The 21,615-nt window shown below is 63.6% G+C and carries 10 protein-coding genes, 1 tRNA gene and 2 pseudogenes; 6 read left to right on the top strand and 7 right to left on the bottom strand.

The genetic code is table 11. The features are described from left to right. Positions 1-96: 96 nt before the first annotated feature. The 5 genes and pseudogenes from GVN67_RS03720 to tnpC all read left to right on the top strand — a co-directional run. Positions 97-987 carry a serine protease gene (locus tag GVN67_RS03720; RefSeq protein ID WP_159992925.1) on the top strand — a complete coding sequence of 297 codons (891 nt, stop codon included), beginning with the start codon at positions 97-99 and terminating at the stop codon, positions 985-987. Positions 988-1,114: 127 nt separating this feature from the next. Next, entirely contained in the window at positions 1,115-2,746 is a 1,632-nt protein-coding gene (locus tag GVN67_RS03715) for a hypothetical protein (RefSeq protein WP_159992924.1), read from the top strand. A 263-nt stretch (positions 2,747-3,009) separates the two neighbouring features. Continuing rightward, on the top strand, positions 3,010-4,089 hold the full coding sequence (locus tag GVN67_RS03710; protein ID WP_159992923.1) for a hypothetical protein: 1,080 nt from the start codon (positions 3,010-3,012) through the stop codon (positions 4,087-4,089). Positions 4,090-4,173: 84 nt separating this feature from the next. After that, complete coding sequence (locus GVN67_RS03705; RefSeq protein WP_159992922.1) at positions 4,174-5,826, top strand: tyrosinase family protein; 1,653 nt, start codon at positions 4,174-4,176, stop codon at positions 5,824-5,826. Next, positions 5,819-7,032 (top strand): annotated as a pseudogene (gene tnpC, locus GVN67_RS03700) (IS66 family transposase); the annotation flags it as partial. The gene GVN67_RS03705 and the pseudogene tnpC, both read left to right, overlap by 8 nt. 27 nt (positions 7,033-7,059) lie before the next feature. Here tnpC and GVN67_RS03695 read toward each other — a convergent pair. Both GVN67_RS03695 and GVN67_RS03690 read right to left on the bottom strand, forming a co-directional pair. Next, on the bottom strand, positions 7,060-12,708 hold the full coding sequence (locus tag GVN67_RS03695) for a hypothetical protein (RefSeq protein ID WP_159992921.1): 5,649 nt from the start codon (positions 12,706-12,708) through the stop codon (positions 7,060-7,062). 1,036 nt (positions 12,709-13,744) lie between these two features. Continuing rightward, positions 13,745-14,065: pseudogene (locus tag GVN67_RS03690) on the bottom strand (transposase); the annotation flags it as partial. 119 nt (positions 14,066-14,184) lie between these two features. On the opposite strand from GVN67_RS03690, the gene GVN67_RS03685 reads away from it, so the two are divergent. Beyond that, complete coding sequence (locus GVN67_RS03685) at positions 14,185-14,988, top strand: DJ-1/PfpI family protein (RefSeq protein WP_200845112.1); 804 nt, start codon at positions 14,185-14,187, stop codon at positions 14,986-14,988. Between the two features lie 453 nt (positions 14,989-15,441). Here the strand turns inward: GVN67_RS03685 and GVN67_RS03680 are convergent, their stop codons facing one another. The 5 genes from GVN67_RS03680 to pip form a co-directional block, all read right to left on the bottom strand. After that, positions 15,442-17,604 carry a DUF927 domain-containing protein gene (locus GVN67_RS03680; protein WP_159992918.1) on the bottom strand — a complete coding sequence of 721 codons (2,163 nt, stop codon included), beginning with the start codon at positions 17,602-17,604 and terminating at the stop codon, positions 15,442-15,444. Then, a complete protein-coding gene (locus tag GVN67_RS03675) occupies positions 17,601-19,001 on the bottom strand; it encodes a hypothetical protein (RefSeq protein WP_159992917.1) in 1,401 nt (466 codons plus the stop codon). The genes GVN67_RS03680 and GVN67_RS03675 overlap by 4 nt, the downstream gene beginning before the upstream one ends. Before the next feature lie 304 nt (positions 19,002-19,305). Continuing rightward, positions 19,306-20,271 carry a hypothetical protein gene (locus tag GVN67_RS03670; protein ID WP_159992916.1) on the bottom strand — a complete coding sequence of 322 codons (966 nt, stop codon included), beginning with the start codon at positions 20,269-20,271 and terminating at the stop codon, positions 19,306-19,308. A gap of 161 nt (positions 20,272-20,432) precedes the next feature. Beyond that, positions 20,433-20,506: transfer RNA gene (locus tag GVN67_RS03665), tRNA-Arg, on the bottom strand. 57 nt (positions 20,507-20,563) lie between these two features. After that, positions 20,564-21,514: a prolyl aminopeptidase gene (pip, locus tag GVN67_RS03660; RefSeq protein ID WP_159992965.1), complete on the bottom strand. Its 951-nt coding sequence runs from the start codon at positions 21,512-21,514 to the stop codon at positions 20,564-20,566. Positions 21,515-21,615: the final 101 nt, after the last annotated feature.

The following is a 21,615-nucleotide window of genomic DNA, read 5'->3' as shown; positions in this document are numbered from 1 at the left end:
CCAAAAGATCGTTGCATTTCTGTCACTAAAGTGGAAGTGTGATTTGAAAGAAGAGCTTCGATGCAATTGGGAGCGAATTTCGGACAGGAGAACGCGATGACGGCCAAGTACTCCCTCACCCTGCTCGCCCTCTCCCTTCTCTTCCTGCCTGGCACTGCCGCCACGCAGGAATGGCCGCGACCTGTTGACGAGGTCGCTCCTGGCGCGCCGCCTGGGGCGGCGGCGACGACCAACAAGATCCTCAATGGTCGGCCGGCGGCGCCTGGGCGCTTCCCGTTCCAGGTCGCCTTGATTCGTTCCGACACGCAGGAGGGGCGCGAGCACCAAGGGCAGTTCTGCGGCGGTTCCCTCATCGCCCCGAACTGGGTTCTCACCGCGGCCCATTGTGTGCCGCGCACGCAACCCAACGAGGTCGATGTCTATATCGGCTCCACCGTCCTTCCCGAAGGTCAGGGCACGGGCGGGGGCGCGGCCGGCGTGCGGCGCTCGGTGGCGCGCATCGTTTCGCATCAAGGCTACCAGCCTGAGACAAACGACAACGACATTGCTCTGATGCGGCTGACCGAAGCCGCGCCCAGTCAGCTGCGCTCTGTGTTGTTGCCGCCGGCCGGGCAGGCCACGGTGGCGAACGACACCGTGGTCACGGTCATCGGCTGGGGTGCGATGCAGGAAGGCGGAGGAACCACGCCCCGACTAATGAGCGTCGATGTGAAGGTCCAAGACTCGGGCATCTGCCAGCGCAACTACCGGCCCTTAAGACGGATAGTCACGCCTAATATGCTTTGTGCTGGCTTGCCACAGGGCGGTTCGGACAGCTGTCAGGGCGACAGCGGTGGCTTCCTCGGTCTGCCGGCAGCGGACGAGCGCTGGACGCAGGTGGGTGTGGTGAGTTGGGGTATTGGTTGCGGACGGCGCGACCTCTTCGGCGTCTACACGAGGGTATCCAATTATCTCGATTGGATCGCGGAGGCGCAGCGGTTGAACTAAGTCAGATCTCCACCTGCATCCGTCGCAGGTCAAGACGAGGAAGGCCGATCCGATGTGCCTATGCCTGCTGCGCAGGTCCTTCCTCCGGACCGCCCTTTTCGCTCCAGCCCTTGCAGCCTGTGAGGGCGTGGAGAATCGCCGCGTCGCCACCCCCGAACCACCGCCGGAGCGCAAGCGGTGGTTGGATGTGCATTGCCACGTCTTTAATGCCGCTGATGTGCCACTCTACGAATTCATCAAACGAACGCGGCTGCGCGGCGGCGCGGGGCTGGCGGCGCCGCTGCTGGCGATTGTGGCCGGCGGGTTGCGCTATCAGGCGAGCTCCACCGTCGAGGAACTGACGCGCCTCAACGCCGGTGCCGCTCCGCTGTTCCGCGCCGCACCGCCGACTGCCGCATCACTGCGCGCGGCCGTTCCGGACGCGGACGCCGGCGTCGGGCTCCGGCGGCTACGGGATCTCGCAGCACCTCGTCCGGAATCGCGCGCGTTCACCGTGCGCTCCCGTGCGGAGGCAAACGTGGCGCCTGAGGGCATGGAGGCGCTTCAGCTCTTCGACTCAGCCTTTCGGGAGGTTGGCATTCGCTCACCTTCACCCGGGCGGCGCGCACGTTTGCCCGCGCCTCCGACGAACGCCGAGCTGCAGCGCTTCCAAGCGCTGATCGACCCGCGGTCCCGATCTGCAAGTGGATTGCTGGCACGCTACTTCCGATGGGGACTGATGTTTACGGAGGACCGGAACAGCCTCACGAGCCGACTTGCCGCGCTTTACGATGGGCAGGAGGTGATGCTTACTCCTGCGCTAGTCGACTACGACGCTTGGCTCTCCGCGCCGGACAACGGCCAGCCTGGCCAGGTGCGGGTCATGGAGGCCATCGCGGTGCAGCGCGGGACAGCAGGTCTTCCCGTGCATGCCTTCCTGGCCTTCGATCCGTGGCGCTGCATCGCTGAGCATGCGCAGGGGCGGGACACGCTGGCCGAGCTGAAGGAAGCGGTCGGCAAGGGTGCCGGCATCGGCGTGAAGCTTTATCCCCCGATGGGCTTCTCCGCCGCCGGCAATACGGATCGTGCAGCCGGCGAATTCCCAAGGGCCTTGCGACGCCTGACAGGAGGACGGCCCGGGCCGGCGCTTGACGCTGTGCTGGACTCGCTCTTCGACTGGGCGGCGCGCGACGAGGTGCCGATCATGGCACATTGCGGACAATCGAACGGGAGCCGCCGATCCTACGAGATGCTGGCACATCCCGATTTTTGGAAGCGCGCCCTGGACGCGCCCGGGCGGCGAGGGCTGCGCGTCAACCTGGGCCATTTCGGCGGGATCTGGGATCTCGGCGCGGCACCTGGGCGGGACTGGGCAAGGTCTGCCGCCGTACTGATGGAGAGCTATCCGAACGTCCATGCCGATGTAGCCTATTTTAACACGGTGCTCCAGCAGGACCCCGCAACGGCGCAGGAGGCGGTTGGCTTCCTGGCCGAGCTTAGGAGGCGGCCCGGCTCAGGTCTGGCCCGGAAGGTCATGTACGGCTCCGACTGGTCGATGATCGGGCAGGAGGAGGGATCCGACCGGTATCCGGGTGCGGTGACCACTGCGCTCGCCCGGCTCTGGCCCGACGACCTGGAGGAGGACCTGCGCTGGCGCAATGCAGCGCGCTATCTGGGCCTCGATGCCGGCGGCGGCACGCGACAGCGCCTCGCCGGGCTTTACGAGCGGCACGGCTTATCCGACGAGCCACTTCGCCGATTCAGCCCGACGGCCGCATGAGCATCCTGCCAAATTGGAGGTCCGGCATGCAGACCAGGGCACCGTCGAGTCCTGCGAACCTTGTGCGCCTCCCCGTGCTCAGCGCCCTTGGCGCTTTGTGCTTGGTTGGCTGCACTTCGCTGTCGGATGCTCCTTCAGCGACGCCGACGCCAAGCTCCGCGCAGGTTTGGTACCTCCCGAGGACACTTGTGGGCGGAGAGATAGCTTACGAGCGCATCTCCTGCACTTCTACGTCCGGCAGCGCCCCGAGGCTGGAGGTGGAGGTGACTGGCGCGTTGTTGCCGCTGCCGGTTACCGATTTCGGAACGCGGCAAGAGGTATCGGACGATGATTTGCGTGAATGGAGGACCTCCAATCGCCTTCAAGTCGTGCGCCACCCGAACGGAACCCTCCGTTCTATCGGGGCCCGGTCCTCCGACCAGACTGCGACAATAGCGGGGAACGTTGTCACGGGTGTGGCAAAAATCGCGTCGATCGGCCTCACGGGCTACGTTGCACCGCGCACGCAGCGTGACGCCCGCGAGCGCCAGGTTGCGCGTTGTGGCGAAGCAACCACGATACTCGCGCGGCGCAATGCGCTGCGCCACCGTTTGCTAATCTCCGACCTCACGCCAAGACAAGCACAGGAGACGTCTGCCCAGCTTGCCCGCATCCGGGAGCAGCTGACCATCACGGTGCCGATCAGCGCAGATCCGGCCGAGCTTGCGTCCGGCCGCGGCGGCGAGTTCGCAAACGTCGTGCCGAAGTCCGAGCAGCTTATCAGGGCGCGTTGGGTGGCCGGCATTCCCGATCCCGACAGCTCGCCGGAGATGCGCCGAATCCTTGACGAGCTGCGGGTTGTCCTGGCTCTTAGGTTGGAGGCGAGTGCACCGGCCCTGGCGGTGGTGCCGTTGCCAGCCGATGCCCACTACCGCGAACCACGCTCGGTACTGGTCGTCGCGACCAATGCGCCACTGGACAAACCACCTGCGCAGATCGTCGCAGCGCGCATGGCCTTCGGTCAGTTCGGCACGCCGCGGCGCTTCCGAATGACGGCCGGGGTCTTCGAGACGTTGGAATGGAGCTATGCCTTCGCTCCCGACGGGAGCTTTGCGGAGACGTCTTTCGGCGGCAACGCGCGCGGGGAGGGCGCGACCGCGCTATTCGGTTCGGTGGTAACTGCTGGCGAAGATGTGGTTGCGGCGCTGCGGGAGAGGCGTGACCGCCCGTCCGAGTTGTCGCAGATCACGGCCGAGACCCAGCTCTTAGAAGCGCGCATTGCTCTCCTCGATGCCCGGCGCCGGCTACGCGAGACCGAGGAGGCTTCAGCTTCGGCCGGCGGCATCATCCGCACGCAGGACTAAATTGCCACTGAATCTGCTGCTATCGGGGCCCCGCTGTATCACCGTCTGGGCTCCGCCGGTGACCTCGTTAAAGGGAGACAATTGATGGCACTTTCCCGACGCGACCTGATCAGCACCGGCCTTGGCCTCGCAGCCGAGGGAAGCGCGATGTTCGGCCGGCGTGCGGCCGCGCAACAGACGCTACCGCGCCTGCGCCTCGAGGTCTTCGTGCAGGACACCCCCCGCGTCGCAGCGCTGAAGCGCGGCGTCGCCGTGATGAAGCAGCGGCGTCCCTCCGATCCGACCAGCTGGTTCTTCCAAGGTGCCGTTCACGCAGTCTCCGATGATGCAATCGCCGAAGCGGCGAGCAGCGATCCCGGCGTGTCGCAACTAGACCGCACACGCTTTTGGAATCAATGCCCACATTTCGGTCAGTCCTCGGCCGACTTCCTCCCCTGGCATCGTGCTTACCTTCACTATTTCGAGCGCATCCTTCGTGCCGCCGCTGGCGACCCTACCCTCAGCCTGCCTTATTGGAACTACGGCGAGGTGCAGCAGCGCGGCTTCCCCCAAATTTTCGCCGATCCAGAACCGAGCCCGCAAACTGGCCAGCCGACTAATCCGCTTTACGACGAACGGCGCGAACAGGCGTTCATGGCAGGCCTCTATACCCTCTCGGACGGAGCGGTGTCGGCCAGATCCGCCTTCGGTCAGGTCGCCTTCTTTGGGCGTTCTGAGGTGGAGGGCTTCGCAGGCGGAGTGAGCGACGATAATTCCCGCACACGTGGACAGATTGAGCGGAGTCCGCACGATTTGATCCACTTTGCCATTGGTGGTTGGATCCCGGGAACGCTACCGGGCGAGGGCACGGGCGGCCTGATGTCGAATGTTCAGACGGCAGCATTTGACCCCATCTTTTGGGTGCATCACGCCAACATCGACCGGCTCTGGACAGCGTGGGAGGCCGAGGCCGGCCGTGTATGGGGCCAGGTGCCGCCGTCAGAATGGCTATCCGATCCGGCCTGGGCCTTTCACGATCAAGATGGGTCGGTGCAGGAGCACCAGCGCGCCTACTATCTCCGCCGCAGCAATCTTGGCACCCGCTACGACACAGATGTCTCTGGCAACGTGCCGCTGTCCGAGCGTGAGCCGCTGGACGCAACGCGCGTCGGGCCACGCGTTGCAGACGGATCACCGCCGGCGGAAAGCGCAGGCACCCAGTCACTCAGAGTCCGCGAGGAGGCCGGGGCAGCACGGGAAGCCTTTGTGGTCGGGCCGGATGCGCCAGCCCGCCGCAGCGTCGCCATCACTGAGCTTCCACCGGGTGGCCCTCAGTCGCTCGGCGCCATTCTGCGCAGCACACAAGGCGGCGTCGGGTCCCGCCGCATCTTCGTGGAACTTCTTGGTATCGAGCATCCCGCCGTGCCGTCTGTCGGCTACGACGTCTACGTTAACCTACCACCCGGCACAGTCCCCAATCGCGACTTGCCAGCCTATCTTGGTCCAGTTGCACTTTTCGGCATCGCAGGGGTGGCGTCACACGGCGCGCATGCGGGGCACTCTGGGTCCGAAGCGCAGATCTTCGACGCCACTGATGCGATCGCTGCCGCAGGGAACGGCCAGAATCTATTGGTGGACATCGTCCCTTTCGAATTGTTCCAACGGCCACCACGGTCGGGCGGCTCGCGTCGAGCGGAGGAGCTGCGGATTGGGGGCATCCGCGTGATGGTCCGGGAGTTGGCGCCTGGCAACAATTAGTCCCAGCAATGCGACCTGTCCCTGCTGCGATGGCCTGCTGGTGGAGATCGGCGCAGCCAGCGCCGAACGGCTTGATGTGCTGCCAGCCCGGTTCTGGGTGCTGGTGACCAGGCGGCCCAAGCTGGCCTGCCGCGCCTGTCCCGGCGTGGTGCTGCAGGCGCCCGCTCCAGAGCGGCTGGTACCCGGCGGGCTGCCGACCGAGGCGACCGTCGCCCAGGTGCTGGTGGCCCGCTATGCCGACCACCTGTCGCTGTACCGCCAAGCGCAGATGCTGGCACGGCAGGGGCTGACGCTGGTCGAGAGGTGCTGGCCGACTGGCTGGGGACCGCCGCCCAGGAGATCCGGCCGGTAGTGCGCCGCCTGCGCGAGATCCTGCTCGCCTCGGCCCGGCTGTTCGCCGATGAGAGGACCCTGCCGGTGCTCGACCCCGGACGCGGCAAGGTGAAGAAGGGGTATGCCTGGGCGCTGGCGCGCGACGACCGACCCTGGGGCGGCACGGATCCGCCCGCCGTGGTGTTCCGCTACGCGCCCGGCCGCGGGCAGGAGCATGCCAGGGCGCTGCTGGCGGATTACCGCGGCATTGTCCAGTGCGACGGCTACGCCGCCTATAAGGCACTGGCCACCGGCGGGGATGTGACGCTGGCATTCTGCTGGCGTATGTCCGCCGCGGGTTCTTTGACCTAGCCAAAGGCGGCGCGGCGCCGATCGCCAGCGAAGCTCTGCAACGCATCGCTGCCCTCTACGCCATCGAAGCGGAGATCCGCGGCCAGCCACCGCCGCAGCGCCTGACGGCGCGCGCCAGCCGGAGCGCCGCCCTCGTGCATGACCTGTTCGCCTGGTTCGCGCAGCAGCTGGCGCGCCTGCCTGGCCGCAGTCCCACGGCTGACGCCATCCGCTATGCCTTGAACCAGCGAGAAGGCCTGCTGCGGTTCCTCGAGGACGGCCGCGTAGACTTCGACACCAATCCGGTCGAGCGCGCCATCCGCCCCATCGCACTCAGCCGCAAGAACGCGCTGTTCGCAGGCTCCGACGAAGGCGGAGAGAACTGGGCCGCCATCGCCTCGCCGATCGAGACCTGCAAGCTCAACGCCTTCGACCCCCAGCGCTACCTCACCGACCTGCTGACCCGCCTCGTCAACCGCTGGCCCAAGGCCCGCATCGATGATGCTCATGCCCTGGTGCTGGGCCACGACCAGCCCACGCTGAGCGCTGCTACGGGCCCCGGAGCAACGCTTACGGTGGAATGAGGTTCGCACCATAATTATCGATCCGCTGCTTCTGATCATTCAAAGCCGACCTCTTTGCCGCTTGCGCACGAGTCCATCTTGGAAAACGCAGTCGCAACTGCTCAGCAGCCCTTGGCGACGCCCACACGAGCCATCCTTCCGCCCTGCTGTCACTGTGAAATTGTCCACGCCCTAATCTGCCGTCCCGCCACCAACGCGATTCTACCATTGTCCGCCCTTCCGCATCGGCCCAGCGGAATAGACCCTCCGGGCTGATACGCCATCCGCAGTCTGCGGCAAGCAGCGGGTTGATCGCCAGCCATCGAGTCCTGCCCAGTTCGACCCTCAGCGACAGCCCTTGGACGACGTGGTTGTCGGCTAGGCTCCAGCGTGCACCGAAAACCTCCGGATAGGCCGCAGCTGGACGGAGAAGACCACTCGGGATCAGTTCGCCGAAAAGCTGATTAGCGTCCTCGACACCTACGTCTGGAGAACGATATGCGCCGCGTCGCTTCTCCTTTAGCTGGCCCCAGTCCGGCATATGCGCCTGGAAATCGAAGCCGATGATCTCCCCATCGTCGCCAGGCCAAAGGACAGGCCAATCAAGCGCCGCCGTATCTGTTACCGCATCCACCCATTCGACGGGCCGAATGGAAACACCTGGCCCGAGCTTGGTGCCGAAGAGATGGAGCCCGCAACCTGCGAGCCGTCGCTCTGGCCTAGCGTCCGCGAGCACCCGGTCCCGTAGGACAAGCGCCGGAACGAGGATCGCAGCCAGATCCTCTTCGAGTGCACCTTCTTCGAGCAGCTCGCCCACGATAATCGAAGCGGCGCGGAGGGCCGCAGCCGCCCGCGGACGTCGGTACGCGGTCTCGAGGCCGAGCGCACGGCATCGAGCCATTAGCGCCCTTTCCGTCGCTGCGTCCCAAGGTTCACCAGAGCCGAAGGAGTGCATCAGCGAAACGGCACGCTCGATAACGTTGCGTGACGGGATACCGCTTGCGCGAGCGATCAGGTCCAGGGCTGGCTGGGCTGCCCCCACCAATTCTAGAGGGTCCGATGTCTCCGGCAGGACAGTGCCCGGCTCCAGTAGAACCGCATTGCGCGGCGTACGGTCAGTTGCGAAAGGGGGGAGCTTCATGCCGTAAACCGCTGGCAACGCCCTAGGGGAGCCAAGCGGCGGCTGCACATCTAATTTTTGGAGTAACCGCATGGCCACACTGCGCGCCGCAGCGTCCGTGGAGCTTGCTGTCGACATGATCCGATCCCTCATGCGGCCGGACGCAAGCAAGGCTGGCTCCGGGACCCCGTCTAGCAGCGATAATCCGAGCAGAAGCCCTTCCCCGGAGGAGTCGAGTAGTTTATCGATTCCATTGGATATCGCGGCAACGCAGGCACTCGCGGTGGCGGCCGAAATCAGTGCCCGGTAGGCGTCGTCTCTAAGTTCCGGCAACGGTAACGCCAGTGCCTGAAACATGATCCCGACCAGCACGTCCGTAAATGCGGCTTCGTCATCCTGATTCTTCGATTCAGCAGGAGGCAGCCTAGCAGACGGCGCACGGAACTCCTCGAGCTGAAAGACATGTTCACAGATCTCCCGCCAGATCTCCGTGGTGGGCGGATTGGCCCAGAAAAGATCCGCCAGCTCATCGAGGCTGCGTGCAGCATCCTTGGGATTGCGCGCCCCACCCAAGTAGTCGGTGACAAAAGTCCGCAGCGCGAGAGTTCTGTATCGTTCGTCGAGCCCTGCGAGAGTCTGCAGGGGCGTCAAGCGCGAGCCTCCGTCGAAGTGCCTGTACCAACCATAACGCTCGCCTGAGTCGACGAACGCCTTGGCCTCGGTCTCGAGGAGATCGGTCCGCCCAAGTTCCTGAAGACGCATCCAGAGGGGCTGTACATCCTTCGCGCGGGCACCAACAGTGCGTAGCGCGGCTGATAGCTGAGCAGCCTCGTTAGCATCGACACCAGATGCAAGGGGCCGAACGAGCGAAAGCCAGTCGTAAAATCGACTGTGGGTGATAGTGGCAAGCAGGCTGAAAAGGCCTGCCTTGTCGCTACCGCGGCGTCTTACCTCTGCGGCGGGTAGGTTGGCACCATTACGGAGCGTGACGCTCGCATGTTGGTCGCTTTGGCTAGGACTCAGCCCTGCGATGGCCATGCCCGAGGATTGAATATGGCCAAAGAGGTCCTCATGGCGGCTTGCTCTCCCGCCGACGGCGACCTCCTCCCACCAACCCGCACGCAGATCTGGTGCCAAGTCGATGTCGATTGCATCTTTGATGAATGACAGGAACCTCGCCGCCAGTGTGCGGTCCTCCATATCGCCCACCGATCGGCCTAGATCCCGCGCCAAAGCGGTCCGGACCAACTCTGTGTAGGGAAGGCACAGGTGCACGACGACGGCGCAAGTGGCGGGCACCGCTTCCGGTGTGCGAACGGCGGCGCTGCACACAGCAGCGACGCCTGCCTCGAAGTCAAGCGCCCGCTCCTCGATGAAGGCTTTCCGATAGACGTCGGCGGCCGCGGGAGAGTACGCCCGAGCGACCGCCGCAATCGCCGCCTCTGCAGATTCCGATGGCCTGTAGCCTCTTCTTGCGGTCGCTGCAGACGCTATCCCCGACATGAAGGTGGCGATGTCGGGCCTGACCTGGCCGCCATCACTGCGCAGTGCCCTGTCGAACCAAAGCACCCACTGATCAAGTTGCGTGTCTTTTTCGTGGTAGATACCGAAAGAGCCCGCAAGCATACGCGGAACAAGTGCCGTCGCACGGTGGATTTCGCCAATTTCCGCCCATGCCCTGATTTGGCTTTCGAAGCTTGAGAGGCGGTCGTGCGCCTCTTCGCCTTGTCCGAGGCTCGGTTCGATCCTCTCTAGTGTACGTCGCAGGCGCTCAGGGGCATCCCCAAGGCGCATCAGCTTCAGTGCAATTTGCCGCTTAAGGTCGGGCGGCCAAAAACCGGATGCGGTTGGGTCGGACCATCGCGCTTCGATCTCGTCTCCGAAGTGGGCTAGTGCCGCGCTGCCGTGCGCGGCCGCAGCTTGCACGATTAAGTTAAAATAATCCTCTGCCACGCCCCGATACCCATACCAGCGGAGTGGATCATGTGCTCGATCCGACCTGCTGATCTCCTGAATTCGTATCGCAGGCAGCAAAGAGCGCCAAACGATAGCCGGCTCACCGCCGTGGCCGCGGCCGCGCCATGCCATGCCCCATACGTTTGCCACCCTGACAATCATACGCTCGAGCAGAACATCCGGCTCCCTGTCCTGATCGGCCGCCTTCGGGACTGCAATCTCAGGCTCGACGGGACGACCGAAGGCCGCAAGCAAACGGTTCAGCCGAATGAGGTATAAAAATGGTTCTAAGGTTCTCGGCAGTCTGCTGTTGGAGCGCCATGCAAGGCTAACCGGCTGATCAATGCCATCCATGAGTTCGGCGGCAGTCTCAGCGTTCCCCCTTACGCGGAGCACCCTGTCAGCCAGGAGGAGCCGTAGGTTTGTAGGCAGTGGGGAGGCAGCGTGCATCGCCAGAAGCCGGTCGAGGGCTGCTACTCCTTCCGGGCTCCCTGGGTGGTGTGCGAGACGTACCTCGTCCATATGCTTGCCGAATGCGCGAACGAATGCAGCATCATGCTCTGCAACAACTATATCGAGAAGGTCGCGACCGTGGTTCTGGCCACCCTTCGTCAAAACGCTATCGGCCAGATAGACGAGAAATGCCTCGCGCATCCGCTGCACTCTCAACGCCGAATCCTCAATGGACCGCTCAGAGCGGCTCTCGTCGACGTCGAGGCGGCTGATGACCACTACGATGTCTGCTAGCGGTAGAAAGTGATGGGCGACGTCAAGCCACGCTTTAATTAGTTCTCGATCCTGCCTACCCCAGCGTTCCACCTTACGGCTGCCGGTCAGCAGGTCGAGCGGCTCGGCAGCCAAGAACACCTGTCGAGCGTGCGACAGGTTACCTGCACGCAGGAATTCGGCGGCAAGCCTCAGTGCACGCACGCGACCAACTAGTAGCTCGCCATCGTGAACGGTAGCAGTTAGAGCACCGTCTGCGTCTCCTAAGGTGAGGCGGAGTTGGGGCAGGTTCAGGTCATCTAGGACATCGATACGTGCCGACGCCTCGTCATCTGCCAGAACCAAGCGCACGAGGGCCAGCGGATCGTTGAGTTCCGATGCTGCCCGCATGGCCCAGCCGATGTCCTCTCGGACCAGCGGAGGAGATCGACCATCCAGAAATTGCCGCCTAAACCAAGCCTGGGTTGCAGCGGCTATGAGGGTAGCGAAATCTCCAGCGTGGAAGCGGTGGTAGATTTCCTCCCAGGAGAACGGGTCGCTTGGCCTGGCCTGCCGTGTCAGATCCGCTAGCTGACGGTGATATCGGCGATCGCGCTCTGGGTCGGCTGCGTCGCGGAAAGGACTTCTTCCCGTGCGATCGAGGACGAACTGCCTGAAGCTATTGTGGAAGAAGCTCCAATGACCATCGCCATGCGCCGTGAAGTACTGCTGCCCAGACTCCACCAGCCGACGGACCACATCCTCCCCCACCCAGTCCGAAGCTGCGGACAGGATGAGCGTTCCGCGGAGGCGCGATGCCAAAGCCAGAAGATCAAGCACTTTCTTCTCGGCCGATAGGTCCTTCCAATATATCTCGTATTCTTCTTCGATGTTGTCCGCATAAAGAGGCGAAGCTTCAATAGCGAGCTTCGCCTCGGCAGGGGTTCTGGCGTTTTGGAGCCGATTGATGAGGTACGCGAGCGCCAGTGGATGCCTAGCCGAGCGACTGACGACCTCCTGCAAGTCGACGGCGTCCAGCGGAGCCGGGAGGCAAGATAGGTCGAGCACCGCCCGCACGGCGCGAGGCGACAGCGGGCGCATCCGCACAATCCGGCTATCATCCCGAAGTTGCTGAGCGATGCGTGGGTTCAGTTGGTGGAGCTCCAGCTTTTGGGAGCCGAGCAGGACAAGCACGCCGTCTGGGATCGATGCCGGCGGTGGAAGCTCCGCCAGAAGCGAACGCTGGGGACTTTGCTCGCGCTCAATATGGTCCAGTCCGTCTACGAGGAGAATTGTGCGGTGGCCGGCGGCAAGATACTCGCCGTTCAGCTCGGCCAGCTGGGCGCCGAAAAGCGCGCGGCATTCCGGAAGGCTTGAGGAAAGTGACATCCTGCTTGGCCGGACCCCCTCCTGCCAAAGCGCTATGGTGAGGTCGTGCAGGAAGTTGGCTGCCTCTCCTCGCGAAAGCCCCCCGTCATTTGGTACGAAGCAGTAATATCGGATTATCCGGAAGCCTGCTCTATAGCGGAAGGCCGCTGTCAGGAGACTTGACTTGCCCGACCCGGGTGTGCCGAGCAGGGCCACGTACCCTCGGGTGTGCTGGCCAACCGTTCCTTCCAACTCGGAAACGGTGTCGTCGATAGGTTGGTAGGCGCGGGTAAGAGGAAAGTCGTGCCGAGCTTTGAACTCGAAGCGATCACCCCAGCCGAGCCGGCGGAGAAGTTCCCGCCCGGTTAGACGAATAACCGCGCGCTCACGCCCCACGACATTGAATAAGAGGTGAGCCAAGGCCTCAATATCGCGCTGGCGCTGAGATAGCACATCGTCACTGCTGGGTACGGTGGCGACGGGAAGCCGTTGGCCGGTCTCAATCATGCATGCACGTCGGAAAGACTCGAACTCGACACTGTCAGTGAGTGAAGACGCGACACGCAGTTCGTCAAGGCAAGGCTGCCAGCGACCGGCATCGGGGCACGAGGTGGCTATCGGTTCCTGCTTCCCCCAAGCTTCAACAAGGAAAGCTGCCAAATGGCGGGGTAGTCCACTTCGGCCGGCCTTTTTGGCAACTTGAATCGTCTCTACTGATGGGACTGAATTTGTGAACAAGTGAACCCGTACTCTTCGGTCCGAATTCGCTTCGCATAGCCGCACCCAGCCATCGGCCATATGCGCTACAAGCCCGCCACCGGCAGTACTGCCCTTTAATTCACCGTAGGTCAGAGAGGGAGGATATCCGTGCCATTTAAATTGGTATGCGTCGAGCAATCCTGGCACAGCAATCTGCAAGTCGTCGACTCGCCCCGCCTCTGGGTCGGCAACAGCGATCCATTCGAGCCTAGCATTAAGGATGTGGTCATAGATCAAACCTGCAGCGAGCAGATACTGTGCTGTGTAGCCCAATGCTGCATTTCGCTCACCCATCGCAGGCGCGCGTTCAGTCTCATTCACGTTTAGCCCCCAAAGGATGAGAGTCACGCGAAGTGTAACACGCGCTGTACCGGCGAAGGTAGGGTGATACAGGCTGGCGGTAGAGCCCAGTCGAATGATCTGCATAAATGGTCAGGAGAGCGCAGCGTGCTGTCGCTCCCTTTGCTCCATGACAGGCGTAATGAGTCTTGGTAAGTCAGCCTCAGCAGCAACTTCTCAAAGGATGTTTTAGCAGGCTTCTGAACAAGTCGGCGGAAGCTCGCCGAGCCCGAAATGCTCGACACAAACGGCATTGGGAAAGATCTTAAACGAATCATACGGTCGTGGACGGGCCGCTGTACGTCAGCATCTGTCGCACGGCGTTCGCCTCAATCGTTTTTCTGCAGCCTGCTAGAGTAAGCGTTCACTAGCGGCTACGGTGACACTGCGTGACGGCCATTAGCCGTCGACAAGTTTCCGTTTCCAGGGAGTGAGTTCGCCGATCCGGTTGATCGGCGATGCAGTCGAGGAACTCGCGCAGATAGGCCTGAGGGTTCCGGCCAGTGAGCTCGACCGTCCCTATCAGGGTGTAGATGGTCGCGGACCGCCTGCCGCCTGCCAGCGACCCGGCAAAATGGTGGTTTTTTCGCCCCAGGGCGAGTGGCCGCATCTGACGTTCGGCGGCGTTGTTGTGGAGGCAGGCGCGGCCGTCTTGCAGCACCGTCGTCAAGGCAGTCACCACTCGGCGCGGAGCGATCGACCGCCGGGTCGCCGCACGGCTCGAGACCGCGGCGGCGCCGGCATGCGGCAGGGAAGACGGCGCCACTATGTCTTCTGCCGCGCGGTCAGCACGAAGAACGGCGTGTGCGCCGGATACGGCGGCGCGGCGAAGCGGTCCTGCCAGGCCTGCAGCCCGCCCCCATGGCGCCGGCGATGGATCACGCCATGCCGTCCGACATGGGGCGGGGCGATGGTATCCGCTGGATGGGTGACGAGCAGATCGCCTTGCTGATGTACCCGGGCATGACAGTGATGGACCTGATTGGGCCGCAGTCGATGTTCGGCGCGATGATGGGAGCCAGGGTGTATCTGGTCGCCAAGACGCTGGAGCCGGTCACTAGCGACGCCGGTGTTACCATCACCCCGCACGCGACCTTCGAGACCTGTCCGCGCGACCTGACGGTCATCTTCGCGCCGGGCGGCACGGACGGCACCATCGCGGCGGCCAGAGATCCGGCAACGCTGGGCTTCATGCGCGATCGGGGCAGCCGCGCCAAGTACGTCACCAGTGTCTGCTCGGGGTCGCTGATCCTGGGTGCAGCCGGCCTGCTCGAAGGCTATAAGGCGACCTCCCACTGGTCGTGCCGTGATGCGCTCGCCGGCTTCGGCGCCATCACGACGGATGCGCGCGTGGTGCGCGACCGCAACCGCATTACCGGCGCCGGCGTGACCTCCGGCCTCGACTTCGGCATCACCATGGTCGCGGAGATGCGTGATCGGACCTATGCCAAATGCACCCAGTTGATGAGCGAATACGATCCCCAGCCGCCCTTTAACGCTGGTTCGCTTAGAACAGCGCCGCCCGAGGCGGTGAAGCCGATGATGGAGCTGAGCGCGGGTTTTAGGCAGCAAGCAGAAGTTTTGACGGGTCTGAGAACGAGACGAAAGAAATTTCCAGTATATAACGATCAAATAGGCAGGATTCTATCGATATTGATTGTATTTCTTGAAAAACACATGATTTCATAGAGTTGTATTTATCAGTTCTCATTTCTGCGTTCGATAGATCTGTGGCCCCATGGCAGCCAACGGTGCTGCCATGGTGGAGTTGTTCTGGCATGCGGAGGCGCAGGCCGCGGGAATTTCGTCTTCCTTCCCGGAGCCGCACGGCCTGCCGTGGGGGGGGGGGGCAGTCTCCGCCCCTGATGCCAAGCCGTAAGCCTGCTAATGCCTCGTCCGAACGGGGAAGGAGGGCTTCCTGACGAAGATGCAACGAAGCGGGCGATGCGGTCCATCATGGCGTCCGCGGCGAGCATCCAGATCGATCAGGTTCTCGCTACGCCGACCAATCACCAATTTCGTATGATGCCGACTCGTATCCCTTGCTCAGGGAACGGAAGCGAAACGCCGAACAGCACTGCGATCGGCTACCTGTCTCGCCCTCCACGATGCCCGAGGACTACAGGCAGCAAGAGAACAGCATCATTCGCTGCCCATGATCGCTTCACGCACAACATAGAAACGTGTCGATACGGGCAATCCTGGTACTCGTGCCTTGCGCTGCAGTTTGCCGTCTTCGCCCGCCATCAGGAACCCGACGCGCTGCAGCGTCCTGGCGGCCATGGTGGCATCGGCGCCAGCGAAAATCTCGCGGCTCCATACCTCAGGAAACACCAGATAGCACATCTCCCCGTTGATCGGCTTGCGGAAGCCGGCGCGCCGCACTGCTGGACGGCCATCGACAACGGGGGCTTCGCCTTCCTCGTTGGATAGGGGGAACCGCGACTCGCCGTGCTCAGCGATCAAATGGCGGACCCGCTCCAGTGCCTCGGCATCCTCGGCGGCACCTCCTCCTTGGGCTGCGAGCCAGGCCCGCATCTGTGATTCCGCGGCGCGGATTGCCTCGCCGACAGGCCATCCGGTCACCCGCCATTCCGTCGCCAATTCACCGGCAGTAGCGACCAGGGCAAAGCGTCGCGCTACATCTCGTGCCTGTGCTTCAGCATTCTTGGGCAGCAGCGCATCGAGCTGATGACGCGCTGCCTCAAAGCGAGCCACCAACCGCATGGTGGCATGCGACCATTCCCGGGCAAGCCGATCAATGAAGGCGCGGGCGGCGTGGCCGTGATGCGCCTGCATAGCGGCGTGCAACTGGCTCATGAAGTCGGCGAAGTCGGCAGCGCCATGCAGATTGGGCCAGGCTTCGCCGCCCTTCTCGACGGGGATGGAAGGCAGCCGGACCGCCGCGCCTGCCGGCAGCCGCTGTCCCGCCCTCGCCGCGACGCTTGTCAGGTCGATCTCACCAGTGCTCAGGATGAAGATTCGCCACGTACGACGACGCCTAGCAGTCGCGTCCTCCTTCAGTCGGGATTTGCCGCCCTCGCCGGCTAGCGCATAGACGGTGCCGACCACGCTGGACGGGTCTGCCTGGTGGATCTCATCCAGGACCAGCAGGCCATCGCCCGCCTCCTCCGCCATCGCTTCGACTGCATTCCCTGTGCTGTGCCAGTCGCGCAGGACCGCGCCTTTCTGCGGTGGCCCCCACACCGTGGCCGCCACCTTGCAGGCTGTCGTCTTGCCGCCCTTGCTGCCTCCGGCAAGATGAAAGCCGCCGGAGACTTCTTTCAGAGGCTGAAGCAGCGGGCCGGTGAAGGCACAGGCCATGGCGAAGACCGCTACCGGGTTGCCAATAGCCTTCACGGCGACACCAGCCCGCCATCCAGCCAGGGTTCCGGCTGTGCTGCAGCGGCGCGACGCTTCCTCGCCCAACCCAGCCATCATCAGATCTTCGCCCGTATCGCCGAGTGTCTCACCGTTGGGGAGGACATACGCATTGGGCGCGCCTGGGGTGGCGTGCCATCCTGCACGATCGACGATCGTCACGGTCGTGCCGGAACGCACCTCGCCCAAGGCTTTTCGGAGTTGCAGCCGAGCCATCGGCTCCGGGTTGATCCGCAGCCCCAGATCAACCATTCGCGCCTCCAGTTCACCAGGCGCAATCATCAGCAAGCGCCAGGGCATAACCCAGACCACGAGCCTTCCGTCACGATCGCACCAGCGCAACGCCAAAGCCCAGCCAGTGCCATCCGGCCGACGTGCTTCTCCCAAAACATCGAAGCGGCTCGATAGCCAGAGAGGTGGTTCCTCTTTGCCGGCTTGGTAGTAGAGGCCATCGTCCTGGACCTTCAGCCAGACCGGCCAGCGAACTTCGCCAAGCTTCGGAAGCGGCATTGCGCGAGCCGCGGCCGCCCGGCTCGCGCGATCCGTCCTTCTGGCCAGATCTACTGCACGATCGAGGTCGCCACGATTGATGCCAAGGCGCTTAGCCGCCTCGGCTCGAGCAGCCTTGTAATTTAGGTGGCTCAGTGCAGCGAGGGCTGCAACCTCGGCCTCTGGACTCGCCGTGGGGTCCATCTGCGGCTCCGGCGGCTGTGTTGGCGGGGCGTTCTTCGCCGCATTATTCGCGTGCAGATCGACCGGCTCCGGCATCATATCGATCGGAATGTCGGTGGGCGTCTCTGTCTCAAGTGGGTCTGCGATTCCGGAGATGGCTGCCACGATCTCGTGCTGAAGGTCGATCGCTCCGCTTTTGGGCTTCTCGGCGGCCGCCAGCGATTTGGCAGGCATTGCCTTCGACCTGCTCATGCCCGCCCTCCATTATGATCCAGTGCCCATTTGGCCAAGGCTTCACCCTCAGCACGGTCCTTCCCCGCTGCCTCGATGCCATCTTCGATCGCGCTGATGGCTTCGGCGGCAGTTAGCTTGCCTTCACGAACGAGATTAGCCAGGAAGGCAGCCATCCGCTTGGCGGTGTCGTGCCGGGTGTTGATGGGCGCAGCTGCGATGGTCCGCTGCACATGCTTCATGGCTGCCGTCCCATCACCGCGGAATTCTCCGAGGGATGGGCTTACGGCAGGCTTCTCAACCTTTACTGCCCGCAGGGTCATCGGCGGCGGCACCTGCACCACCTCGCGTGCGCCACGCAGCACGAGCAGACGCTCCGGGATCGGGTCTTCCCTGCCGGCGGCGAAGAGCGGTTTGGCGGTGTAAATCGGCTGAACCGGTCGGAAGGTTGAGACATCGACAGGGAAGCCGGCGAACCATTGCTCGAGCTCGGCACCGGTGGCCGACCTCGACAACCAGGCCCACCACCGCAGCCTGGCGCCTGGCTTGATGCCATGCGAGGCAGTAGCGCAGATGATGGCAGCCGCATCGCGGAACGCATGAGGCAAATACCGGCGGACCGCGGCCGCGCAAGCCGCGAGGTCCTGCGGGTCGGTACCATCCGGCAACGGGATATCGTCCAGATCCAACGCCACCCAGCGGCGGGGAACCTCACGCAGGGTTGGCGCATCGCCGGTTTTCTGGTCCGGGTGCAGTAGGCGGCGGACCTGCTTCATGATTTCGCCATTGACCGTGGCGCCGCGCAAGATGCATGCATAGCGCAAGGGCAACAGCCCACGCAGCGTCTCGGCCAAGGCGCCGAGATCTGCAACCGGGTGAGGATGCAGGTTGAAAGTCCGCACGGTGTCATAGGGCTGGCAGGTGCCGTCCAGCTTCCAAAGCTTCGCCAAACGGCCACCGTGGGCTGCCACTGCGATGGTCAGGCTGCAACCATCAGCGTCCCCGGGCGGGCTCGCGGTGGAGTACGTGTCAGGTTCCGGAGAAGCAGCCTCGTTCCCTGCGTTCCCGTCGGTTCCCTGTGTTTCGTGGCAGTCTAAGCCGTCAGAGCAGCGAAGCGGCGGCTGGATGGGTGTGGCCACCGGATGATCTGGAGAGAGGGCAACTGAGTCGGCTTCCGCACGAGCAGCCTTTTGGGCGTAGATTTCCTCAAGAACGTCTTCTGGAATGTCATCGAGGTCGTCCCAGCCGCTGCCGTACATGGCCTCAAAAGCTGCCTCTTTAGAAAGCCGATGCGCTTCTTCAGCGGAAATCTCCTCATCGGAGTACGACCAGGGATCAGCGTCGTCCGTCGGCAGCAGCGGAGAAAGGACGTGCTGAGTAGTCTGACAGCCACGGGGAACCGGCATCTCGTCAGCCATAATGGCGCGCCCCCGACTTGGCGGCATGCGCTGCCGGGCGCATCGCTAGTTCCGCGGTTCGATGGGCGAAGGTCCTCTCAGCCGCCCAGCGCTCGCAGTCCTCCAAGCGATAAGCGATTCGCCGAAGGCCCATCCGGACGAAGGCTGGGCCGTCGCCGCTGACGCGCCACCGCTGCGCAGTGCGAGGCGCAATGTGGTAGCGGTCGCAGAATTCCGACTCTTTAAGGTACGTCGCCATGACCTGTCCCTCGTTGTCACGGGACGTCTATGACAGCGTCTAGTCTAGTCAGTCCTGTCAGTCTGGTCAGTTCTGACCAGACTGACCGACGGCCTTCTGAATGGCCAGAATCAAACGCTTGCGGCGACTGTCGATCGAGCCACGTCCAGCTGCGCGCTCAGTAAGAATAAGGGCTGCATCATTGATGTTTCTTGCTCTTCCATCTTCGATCATCGCCAAGGCCTCTTTGGCCAGAAGCGCATCTCGCTCGCCGTAATCAAGGCCGCCAGACTGGCGCCGCTTAGACGCTGATGGCTTAGCGGGTCCTGTCGAACTGACGCTTCGAGTTTGACCTGCATCGGCTAAACCATCGTCTACGCGCTGAAGTCCGCAGCTAGGGAAAGCGCGTATGAGAGCTGCGCTCCAGATTTCAACGCACCCCCAAAATGGCCCCTCATAATCTTGATTTTCGGGATCAGTAAATCCATCAACATCAACAATAAATTTTGGTGAAGATGCGAAATATATTGCGGGTATCTCTTCTGCGGCTCGGTCGTTTGGTACTTCAGTTCTATCTAAAGTAATTATTCCTGTAGCTTTAACGCTTCCTTCCGCTAGCGCTCTCTGAAGAGAAATCGAAGCTTTTTCTATCGCCTCCTGTGCAGAAACCCCTGCCTTAAGATCCTGGCGAAGTTTGTTCGCCAGAACACCAGCTTCCAGGCCTGTCGAACGAACGAGGCGGCGGGCGGCAGCTCGATAGAGCCAAGCTCTATAGACGGGAGGACACGGCTTGCTAGGCCCTGGGCTTCGCCGGGCCCTTGCTTCCAAGGCCGCGATCAATGCTGGAGCGGTTACGAGCCAAATGGTTGCGAGGGTTCCTGCCTCCCATTCGGCAGGCGGTAAAACATTCCAATCCCGCGACGGCTGCGTCTCGAGCAGGTCGGTCCATAGCCCACCGGGCAGGTATCGCCTGAAAGCAATCCATGTCAGCGCTTCGAGGGCACTGAAGGTTACGGGCCAATCGCTCGCTTTATTTTCCATGCCATTCTTCATCTCGCGTTTTCGGCGGTATGCGGCGGCAAAGGTCTCCTTCGATGCGGAGACAACGCCTAGCCGAAGGTTCGCCACCTCGAGCGGGTCCGTGGCGGGTCCGCAGCAGTCAAGTCACCAGGAGAAAGAAGGCGGCATTCCCGATAAGTCATTGATTTTGAAAATGTCCCCGGCGGGATTCGAACCCACGGCCCCCAGATTAGGAATCTGGTGCTCTATCCGGCTGAGCTACGGAGACGCGGGCGGCAAGCTAATGCAGATCGCGCCGCAACGGAACCCGCTCTCGGCCGAGGTGTCACCCCCGGCGGCGGAAGCGTTCCACGGCGGCGACCAGCGACACCCGCACTCCCGGCTCCAGCGCCGAATGGCCGGCGTCGGGCACCACCGTCAGCCGGGCGCGCGGCCAGGCGGCGGCCAGGTCGAAGGCGCTTTCCGCCGGGCAGACCATGTCGTAGCGGCCCTGGACGATCTCGGCCGGGATATGGGCGATGCGCTCCATCCCCCCCAGCAGCCCCTCGGGCGGCAGGAACAGGTCGTGCGCGAAGTAATGCGCCTCGATCCGCGCCAGGCCCAGGGCGGTGCGGTCCTGGGCGAAGCTCGCCACCGTGTCCGGGCTCGGCATCAGGGTCGAGCACATCCCCTCATACTGGCTCCAGGCGCGGGCGGCGGGGAAATGCACCTGCGGGTCGGGGTCGGTCAGCCGCGCCAGGTAGGCGCGCAGCAGGTCGCCGCGCTCGGGTGCCGGGATGAATTCGGCGAACTGGCTCCAGGCGTCGGGGAAGACGCGCCGCATGCCGTAGAGGAACCACTCCACCTCCTGGGCGCGCCCCAGGAAGACGCCGCGCAGCACGCAGCCCTGCACCCGCTCGGGATGCGCCTGGGCATAGGCCAGCGCCAGGGTCGACCCCCAGGACCCGCCGAACAGCAGCCAGCTGTCGACGCCCAGGAACCGCCGCAGCGTCTCGATATCGGCGACCAGGTTCGGCGTGGTGTTGCCGGCCAGCTCCCCCAGCGGCCGCGACCGGCCGGAGCCGCGCTGGTCGAAGATGATGATCCGCCAGTGCTGCGGGTCGAAGAAGCGGCGATGCACCGCCCCCGCCCCGGCGCCCGGCCCCCCGTGCAGGAACAGCGCCGGCTGGCCGCGCGGATTGCCCACCTGCTCCCAATACATCACATGGCCCCCGGACAGCGGCAGCAGGCCGGTCTCGAAGGGCGCGATATCGGGGAAGAGGTCGCCACGGGGCATGGGGCTCATGTTTGGCCCGGCCGCCCCGCTCACGCAACACCCGCCCACGCAACACCAGGGCGCGAGAACTGCAATGTTTGCGGGTCGTCACCCCTTCGCGC

Origin of the sequence: Roseomonas sp. 18066, assembly GCF_902706185.1 — a bacterium.
In the GTDB taxonomy this organism is placed as follows: domain Bacteria; phylum Pseudomonadota; class Alphaproteobacteria; order Acetobacterales; family Acetobacteraceae; genus Pseudoroseomonas.
Note: the sequence above shows the minus strand (reverse complement) of the source record. Positions and strands in the feature narration are given on the sequence as shown.